Consider the following 7,973-nt stretch of genomic DNA (forward strand, 5'->3'; position numbering starts at 1 on the left):
TGCTGCCGTGGAACTACCGGCCCGTTTGAGGTGACGCCGTCACCGGACGCTTACCCTGCTTGGTTCTTCGTGTTGATCAAGGTACGATAGACTAAGCCAGATTTTGCAAGCTGGGTGCAGAGATCGGAGCCGCGAGCGCTTGGCGGCGCGCATCCGCCGCATCGACAACGAAGCGCGCAAATTCATGCCGGAAGCGCTTAACGGCGAAACGTTCGGCATTTTCGCGGCACGCAGTGGGCGTAATCGCGTCGTTCTCCGCTTCCAGCTCTGCCACGGCAGCCACGATCGCCTCAGGCGTTTGTTCGGGAAAGAACACGCCTGTTCGGCCAGGTCCCGGCCAGCCACGGATCGTCTCCAGGGCACCACCCTTGCCATACGCGATCACCGGTGTACCGCACGCCTGCGCTTCCAAGGGCGCAATGCCGAAATCCTCTTCCGCCGCGAACAGGAATGCGCGAGCACGCTGCAGGTGGTCCGCCACCACTGCGTCGGGCTGTTTCCCCATGATCTGGACGTTGGGTCCGGCTGCTGCGCGTACCGCCGGCATTTCAGGTCCATCGCCGATCACCACCAGCTTCTTGTCAGGCATATGTTGAAACGCTTCAACGATCAGCGGAATGCGTTTGTAGGGCACCATGCGCGACATGGTGACGTAGAAGTCGTCCTTCTGTTCGCACAGGGTGAAAAGGTCGAGATTGACCGGCGGATAGATTACCGCCGAAGTGCGACCATAGACCTTGCGGATACGCCGCGCGATGAAACCTGAGATGGCGACGAAATGATCCACGCCGTTCGCCGTTCGGCTATCCCACTGGCGCATATAGTGGAGGATCAAGCGCGCGATCAGCCCTTTCACACCCACGGTAAGCCCGGACTCTCTCAGATATTGGTGCTGAAGATCCCAGGCATAGCGGATCGGACTATAAGTATAAGCGATGTGTAGCTGGTCGGGCCCGGTTATGACGCCTTTTGCAACTGACGCGGTTGAGCTGATCACCAGATCGTAGCCGGTGACGTCGAACTGTTCAACCGCCAGCGGCATCAAGGGAAGATACGATCGATAGTGCTTACGCGCACCCGGCAACTTCTGCACGAAACTGGTTGTGATACGATGTCCTGCAAGGAACCCGCGTTCTGCTTCGGGTAGAAAATCGACAACGCAGAACAGGTCGGCTTGCGGGTAAAGGTCAAGGAATTGATGCAGGCACGTTTCCGCACCTCCCTTCAATGTCAGCCAATCGTGAACGATTGCGACCTTCATATACTATTGTTCCTAGAAAGACTGCGCTGGCTGGGCAGACAGGCGACGAGTTGATCGGTAGCTCTCATACGTAGCAGAGCAGTTTGTGCAAAAAACGCATCTATTGTGGATTTTAGTGCGAAAGAAGCGATTAGCTTGGCGCACGCGGTAAATGACATCAACGCCTTCATGAGCACAATCACACAAAATTAGCTAGCCACAAGCGGGCATCAAACCGGCTCCCAGGGTGCGCATCTCTCACAAACACTGGGATCTTATAACCCACCCTGCTGGTGGCCGACGTTGTAACCCGCCTGATGCTGCCACGTAGATGATTGCATTACTGATCTATTGAAGTTGAAAACCGTTGGAGACGTTAAGGGCAGAATGTGCGTTTTCGTGAGTACGCATAACCTGGTTGACCAAATCTCCAAACTGGTTCCGGAAGCGCTTAACGGCGAAACGTTCGGCATTTTCGCGGCACGCAGTGGGCGTAATCGCGTCGTTCTCCGCTTCCAGCTCTGCCACGGCAGCCACGATCGCCTCAGGCGTTTGTTCGGGAAAGAACACGCCTGTTCGGCCAGGTCCCGGCCAGCCACGGATCGTCTCCAGGGCACCACCCTTGCCATACGCGATCACCGGTGTACCGCACGCCTGCGCTTCCAAGGGCGCAATGCCGAAATCCTCTTCCGCCGCGAACAGGAATGCGCGAGCACGCTGCAGGTGGTCCGCCACCACTGCGTCGGGCTGTTTCCCCATGATCTGGACGTTGGGTCCGGCTGCTGCGCGTACCGCCGGCATTTCAGGTCCATCGCCGATCACCACCAGCTTCTTGTCAGGCATATGTTGAAACGCTTCAACGATCAGCGGAATGCGTTTGTAGGGCACCATGCGCGACATGGTGACGTAGAAGTCGTCCTTCTGTTCGCACAGGGTGAAACGGTCGAGATTGACCGGTGGGTGGATAACGATGGCTGAGCGGCCGTAAACCTTGTGAATACGGCGTGCGATAAAGTTCGAGTTAGCCACAAACTGATCAACGCCGTTAGCAGTTCGAAGATCCCATAGTCGCATGTAGTGCAGAACTACCCGCGCAATGAAGCTTTTCAAGCCACGCATCATCTTAGCTTCGGCAAGATATTGATGTTGAAGATCCCACGCATAACGCATGGGACTGTGTGTATAGGCTATGTGGACCTGATCGGGACCAGTTATGACTCCTTTAGCAACCGATGCGGTTGAACTAATTACTAGATCATAACTGGTCAGATCAAGCTGCTCCACAGCCAACGGCATCAGCGGCAGATACGAACGGTAATGTTTGCGCGCACCGGGCAAATTCTGCACGAAGCTGGTCGTAATACGATGTCCAGCAAGGAACCCGCGCTCCGCTTCGGGAAGAAAGTCAACGACGCAGAACAGGTCAGCTTGCGGGTAGAGGTTAAGAAATTGATCTAGGCAGTTTTCACCACCGCCTTTCAGCGTCAGCCAATCGTGAACGATTGCGACTTTCATACACCACTCTTTCTCGAAAATACGCGCCGGGTAGGTAGCAGTGCGATGAATTGATCAGTCGCCCCCACGCGTAGCAGCAACGCGGTGCCAATGAAGAACGCGCCACCTAATACCGACAGAATGGCTAGGTTGATCAGGCTGCCGAAGCCGAGAAAAGGTTTCACCACTAAGATCAGCGCCACCATAGCCATCGTTAGCAGCGCCGGGCCGCGCAGGTCCCATAGCTGTTGGAACGGTGAATAGCCGCTGAACCGTTCCGAGACGGTGGCATTTGCCGCGAATGATAGGAACAGGAATACGACCTGACTGATGGCTAGACCAATTACTCCACCGTAAATACTAGCTAAAAATACAATGACGATACCGATGATCTTTTTAATTGTCTCGGTCTGAAAATATAGTTCAGATCGCCCACGAGCGAGCGTTAATTGGAGGTTGACTGCATTCATAGGAATAAGCAGGCCGCCAATCGCGAGAATACGCAGGATCGGTGCGGCTGGCAGCCATTTCGGGCCGTAGAGCACGTCGATGATGAGGTCGGGAACGGCGATCAGCGCACCCATCAGCGGCAGGTTGCCCATCATGGCAATGCCTTGAGCCAACTTCACGCCGCGCCGCAGCTCCGCCGGCTCCGACTTGGTCGAGAGAACCGGCAATGACACGCGAGTGATGACCAGCGTCAGCACATTGGCGGGTAGCGTCTGTAGATTTTGCCCGCGGTTGAAGTAGCCGAGATCGCGCGCGCCGTAGAGCTTGCCGATGACCAGAGCGAAACCCTGCTGATAAGCGACCTCAAGCAGGTTGGACAGCGATAGAAAGAAGCCGAAGCGGACGAGCGGGCGCGCCGCGGTGATCGATGCGCCGCGCAGTGGGCGCCATCCGCTGAGCAGCCACAACAGTACGACGTTGATCACCGCATGCGCCAGCGCCTGCCATGCGAAGGTCCAGATACCGACGCCGTTCACCGCCAGCACCACGGCCAGGATGCCGCTAAGAATGGACGCGGTCAGCCCCGACTTGGCGAGCAGATCGAAGCGCAGGTGCCGCTGCATCAGCGATCCCGGCACCGCGGCCATGGCGTTGATTGGCACGATGATCGCGCTGATGTACAGCAGCTGTTCCAACACGGGGTGGCCGAACACGCGTGCCATGACGGGTGCCGCTGCGGCGATCAAGCCGCCCAGTACGAGTGCCGCGATCCCATTGTACCAGAAGACTGCGGTCTCTTCGTCCCGGCTGATCTCCGCGCGTTGCACAAGTGCCGAACAGAAGCCGCCATCGACCAAGACGCTCGACAGCGAGATGAACACCGCCGTTAGTGCGAAGATGCCGAAGTCGGTCGGCGACAGAAGCCGCGCCAGCACGATCGACACACCGAACTGAACACCGAAGCGCAGTCCAGCATCGAAGCCACTCCACAGCCCTGCGGAGAGGACCTTGGCTTTAAAGGATGTCATGGGTGATCGCTACGTGCACGCCGGCGCGTTTGGCGGCAAAAACGTCATCGCGCAACGCGTGTGATTACCCGACTGACCTGAAGAAACAAGGGCGCGCCGACAAACAAGAGGACGCTAAACACCTTACGGTAAAAAAACCTTTAAAGAAAGTTCGTTAGTTACTTTCACACTTTGATCCAGACGAGCGCAGCGTATGCATTACACAAACAGTACATACAGGGTAAATTATTTTTTTCTATTTAGACGATAGCTCATATCATTGCCTAGACGAACTCCGAGTCTGCCCTCGGAGGCGCGTAGTAAGTTATAAGACTCGTTCTCACTCAAGACACGTTCGTCCTGTGGTGATGCTGCGAGTGGAATGGTACGGTCCTCGACTGTGACATCGCTCGGCAAAGGGGCCCTGATCTGCGCAGGTGCATTTGCCGTGGCTGGAACTGCCTGTGACTGCGACCAAGCCGCGGTGGGAGCGGCGAGCAAGACTAAAGCTAGCAGGCGCATATAATCTCCGACAGCGACTTGGTAGGATATGGATGGGTAGCTTCTATATGCAAGCCGTTGCGTCCGCTACGGGTAGATATACGTCGGAACCAACCCTACAGGCCATCCTCGCTGCCTACAAACACGAGCAGTGTGTGCCAATCGTCCAGAATGAGGAAGTCCGTGAGTAAAACCGCCATCGTCACCGGGATCAGCGGCCAGGACGGCGCCTATCTCGCGGAGAACCTGCTCGGTCGTGGGTATACTGTTTACGGCACCTATCGGCGAACCAGTTCCGTCAATTTCTGGCGTATCGAGGAGCTGGGCATCATGCAGGATTCCAAGCTGAAGCTCGTCGAATACGACCTGACCGACATGGGTTCGGCCATTCGCCTGATCGAGACGTCGGAAGCGACGGAGGTCTACAACCTCGCCGCGCAAAGCTTCGTCGGCGTGTCGTTCGACCAGCCGATCGCGACCGGGGCGATCACCGGACTGGGTGCTGCTTATCTTCTTGAGGCGATCCGCACGGTCAACCGCGATATCCGCTTCTACCAGGCGTCCACGTCCGAGATGTTCGGCAAGGTTCAGGCGATCCCGCAGAACGAGGACACCCCCTTCTATCCCCGCAGTCCCTACGGTGTTGCCAAGCTCTACGCGCACTGGCTGACGGTGAACTACCGCGAGAGTTTCGGTATCTTCGGCACCAGCGGCATCCTGTTCAACCACGAGAGCCCGCTGCGCGGCCGTGAATTTGTGACACGCAAGATCACCGACACCGTGGCCAAGATCGCGCTCGGCAAGGCCGAACTGCTTGAACTCGGCAACCTGGATGCCAAGCGCGACTGGGGCTATGCCAAGGATTACGTGGAAGGCATGCGGCTGATGCTGCAACACGACACGCCCGAGACCTATGTGCTGGCTACCAATCGCACGGAAACGGTACGCGATTTCGTCACGCTGGCCTTCAAGCAGGTAGGAACCGAGATCATGTGGTCGGGTAACGACGAGAACGAGACCGGCGTTGACGCAAAGACCGGCAAGCTGCTGGTGCGCGTCAATCCGCAATTCTATCGCCCTGCCGAAGTGGAACTGCTGATCGGTGACCCCGCCAAGGCAAAGGCAGACCTCGGTTGGGAACCAACCGTGCAACTGGAGGAACTCGCCCGTTTGATGGTTGAAGCCGATATGCGTCGAAATCAGGCCGGCTGGTCGTTCTGATGCGTGTTGCACTGACCGGCGCCAACGGCTTCACCGGCCAGTTCGTTACCGCGGCGCTGGAACAGGCCGGTGCGACCAGTGTGCCGCTCTCGGTGGACCTAACCGATCCTGCTGCAGTCGACCGCGCGATATCGGCTGCCGACTTCGACCGGGTGATCCACCTCGCAGGCAAGGCGTTCGTCGACGCCAGCGATTGGAAGGCGTTCTACGCGGTCAACCAGCTCGGTACCTTTCACCTGCTCGACGCGGTCGCGCGACACCGACCGGGCGCGCGTTGCGTGCTGGCCAGCAGCGCGCAAGTCTATGGTCCTGGAGCCCAGGGGCTGATCGCGGAGGACGCGCCGACCAACCCGGCCAATCATTATGCGGTCAGCAAGCTGGCGATGGAGTGGGGCGCACGGCGTTGGGACAACCAACTGGAGCTCTGCGCGACCCGGCTGTTTAACTACACGGGCGTAGGGCAGGGCACCGAATATCTGATTCCCAAGATCGTCAGTCACTTCAAACGGCGCGCCGAAGTTATAGAATTGGGCAACCTTTGGGTGAAGCGCGACTTCGGTGACGTGCGCGCAGTGGCCGAGGCGTATGTCGGACTGATCACCGCTGACACGCCCCCCCCGGCGACGCTCAACGTGGCGACCGGCACATTATGGTCGATCGACGACATGCTCGATGTCTTGGCTGAGCTCAGTGGCTATCGACCTGAGGTCAAGGTCAATCCCGCATTCGTGCGCGAGAACGACGTGGAAGTCTTGGGCGGCGATGCCACCCGACTGCATGCGACCTTACCCGATTGGCGCCCGCGTGATCTGACCGATACGCTGGGATGGATGCTGCAGGCCCCAGCATGACCGTGCGGGCAGGGTGAAATCGTCGCCGATCCGCCGCAGAATAGACAGCCGGCTTGCAAGTCTTATGAGAGGCAAGACCGTCGGTGGGGAGACGCGCTTACATCGCTGGGGCAGAAGGTCGCGGCAGGTGGTTATTTAGCTGCTGGCGTGAGTGCAATTGGCGGTGGGATCGGAATTGCGACTGCTGATCCCGCATTGGCGTATTTCGGCGGTGTAGGCTTTAGCGACTCTCTGGCGACAATCGCGATCGGGAACGGCCTTCAGTCTCTTGGAGCGTTGCTCAACGGAGCGGGGGCAATGGAACGCCAGTTACAAGGGATTTTGTGAACGATCGGGTCGCTGACCTTCTAAAAGGCGCCCCCTCCATCGTTAAAGACCTCGTCAAACAAGGGCTGGATCGAGCAGAGGATGCCGCTGGCCTAAATATGCCTTAGACGTGCCGGATGGGCCAATGAGCAACCATGCAATTCTGATCGTATTGGTCGTCGGCCTCGCCATTCTTCTCATCACTCGGGCATTATTCCTCAACCCAGCAAATATGGAAAGGCTTGCCTACAAGGCGGGCGATCAAGGAATAGTAAGACGAGCAATACCACTTATTGGTGCTCTCGTAATTGGGGAGTTATGCTTTGCGCTCATGTTCGTGATGTTGCGTATAAACCCGATTTACTCATTCCTAGTCACGGGTGGTGCGCTCAGCATTGGATTGGTGGTGGTGGCAATCCGCCGTCGCGGCTGAGGTGTGCCTCAACCTGATCCGGTCGCCATCCCTATTGCTCTGACGGGCATGGGGATGGTGATCGCGGCCCGCTTCCTCGTCAGCATTTCGTCGATCGCGCCGACCTTTGGCGCCGTCGCGGCCCTCGATGTTGCGAGTGAGGCGGTCGCGTTGTCGGTGTAGATGGCGGCGTGCTTCCTGGCGCGCGAGACGGCGACATAGGCGATGTTGGCGTCGACGTTGCGGCGGAAGCTCTCCAGGTGCGCGATGACCCGATCGCAAAGAGTATGGAAGCAGTGATCCCCCAGCTCACTACGTATAGCGGCCTGCAATGATGTTCGCCCGGACGCGCAATAACGAGCGGTTTCTGGCGCACATTAGTTGAGACGGATAGTCTCGCTCGACGCACATTCCATGAGACGCAGCGCACGATCGGTGTGGATCGGCGTGGAAAAGGGACCCCGGTAGCGGGGTGATCGGCGTCGAAAAGG

General features: G+C 57.9%; 7 protein-coding genes. 3 read left to right on the forward strand and 4 right to left on the reverse strand.

The annotated features are described in order from the left end of the window. Nucleotides 1-91: 91 nt before the first annotated feature. The 3 genes from Q0579_RS02055 to Q0579_RS02065 form a co-directional block, all read right to left on the reverse strand. Nucleotides 92-1,261 (reverse strand): glycosyltransferase family 4 protein, encoded by a 1,170-nt coding sequence (locus Q0579_RS02055; RefSeq protein ID WP_298808618.1) that lies wholly within the window; start codon nucleotides 1,259-1,261, stop codon nucleotides 92-94. A 327-nt stretch (nucleotides 1,262-1,588) separates the two neighbouring features. Continuing rightward, nucleotides 1,589-2,755 (reverse strand): glycosyltransferase family 4 protein, encoded by a 1,167-nt coding sequence (locus Q0579_RS02060; RefSeq protein ID WP_298808620.1) that lies wholly within the window; start codon nucleotides 2,753-2,755, stop codon nucleotides 1,589-1,591. Then, nucleotides 2,752-4,212 carry a lipopolysaccharide biosynthesis protein gene (locus Q0579_RS02065; RefSeq protein ID WP_298808622.1) on the reverse strand — a complete coding sequence of 487 codons (1,461 nt, stop codon included), beginning with the start codon at nucleotides 4,210-4,212 and terminating at the stop codon, nucleotides 2,752-2,754. The genes Q0579_RS02060 and Q0579_RS02065 overlap by 4 nt, the downstream gene beginning before the upstream one ends. Nucleotides 4,213-4,875: 663 nt before the next feature. Here Q0579_RS02065 and gmd point away from each other — a divergent pair. The 3 genes from gmd to Q0579_RS02080 all read left to right on the forward strand — a co-directional run bounded on the left by gmd (nucleotide 4,876) and on the right by Q0579_RS02080 (nucleotide 7,503). Continuing rightward, complete coding sequence (gene gmd, locus Q0579_RS02070) at nucleotides 4,876-5,913, forward strand: GDP-mannose 4,6-dehydratase (RefSeq protein ID WP_298808624.1); 1,038 nt, start codon at nucleotides 4,876-4,878, stop codon at nucleotides 5,911-5,913. Continuing rightward, complete coding sequence (locus tag Q0579_RS02075) at nucleotides 5,913-6,764, forward strand: GDP-mannose 4,6-dehydratase (protein WP_298808627.1); 852 nt, start codon at nucleotides 5,913-5,915, stop codon at nucleotides 6,762-6,764. The genes gmd and Q0579_RS02075 overlap by 1 nt, the downstream gene beginning before the upstream one ends. 451 nt (nucleotides 6,765-7,215) lie before the next feature. Then, nucleotides 7,216-7,503, forward strand: coding sequence for a hypothetical protein (locus Q0579_RS02080; RefSeq protein WP_298808630.1), 288 nt, complete (start codon nucleotides 7,216-7,218; stop codon nucleotides 7,501-7,503). A gap of 8 nt (nucleotides 7,504-7,511) precedes the next feature. Here Q0579_RS02080 and Q0579_RS02085 read toward each other — a convergent pair whose 3' ends face one another. Continuing rightward, nucleotides 7,512-7,814, reverse strand: a complete 303-nt coding sequence (locus Q0579_RS02085; RefSeq protein ID WP_298808631.1) for a hypothetical protein — start codon at nucleotides 7,812-7,814, stop codon at nucleotides 7,512-7,514. Nucleotides 7,815-7,973 lie beyond the last annotated feature (159 nt).

The sequence above is a fragment of the uncultured Sphingomonas sp. genome (assembly GCF_936927845.1).
In the GTDB taxonomy this organism is placed as follows: Bacteria; Pseudomonadota; Alphaproteobacteria; order Sphingomonadales; family Sphingomonadaceae; genus Sphingomonas.

Coding starts and splice junctions, on each gene's coding strand:
- Q0579_RS02055 (WP_298808618.1), bottom strand. CDS start 1,261: ATGAAGGTCGCAATCGTTCACGATTGGCTGACATTGAAGGGAGGTGCG.
- Q0579_RS02075 (WP_298808627.1), top strand. CDS start 5,913: ATGCGTGTTGCACTGACCGGCGCCAACGGCTTCACCGGCCAGTTCGTT.
- Q0579_RS02060 (WP_298808620.1), bottom strand. CDS start 2,755: ATGAAAGTCGCAATCGTTCACGATTGGCTGACGCTGAAAGGCGGTGGT.
- Q0579_RS02065 (WP_298808622.1), bottom strand. CDS start 4,212: ATGACATCCTTTAAAGCCAAGGTCCTCTCCGCAGGGCTGTGGAGTGGC.
- Q0579_RS02080 (WP_298808630.1), top strand. CDS start 7,216: ATGAGCAACCATGCAATTCTGATCGTATTGGTCGTCGGCCTCGCCATT.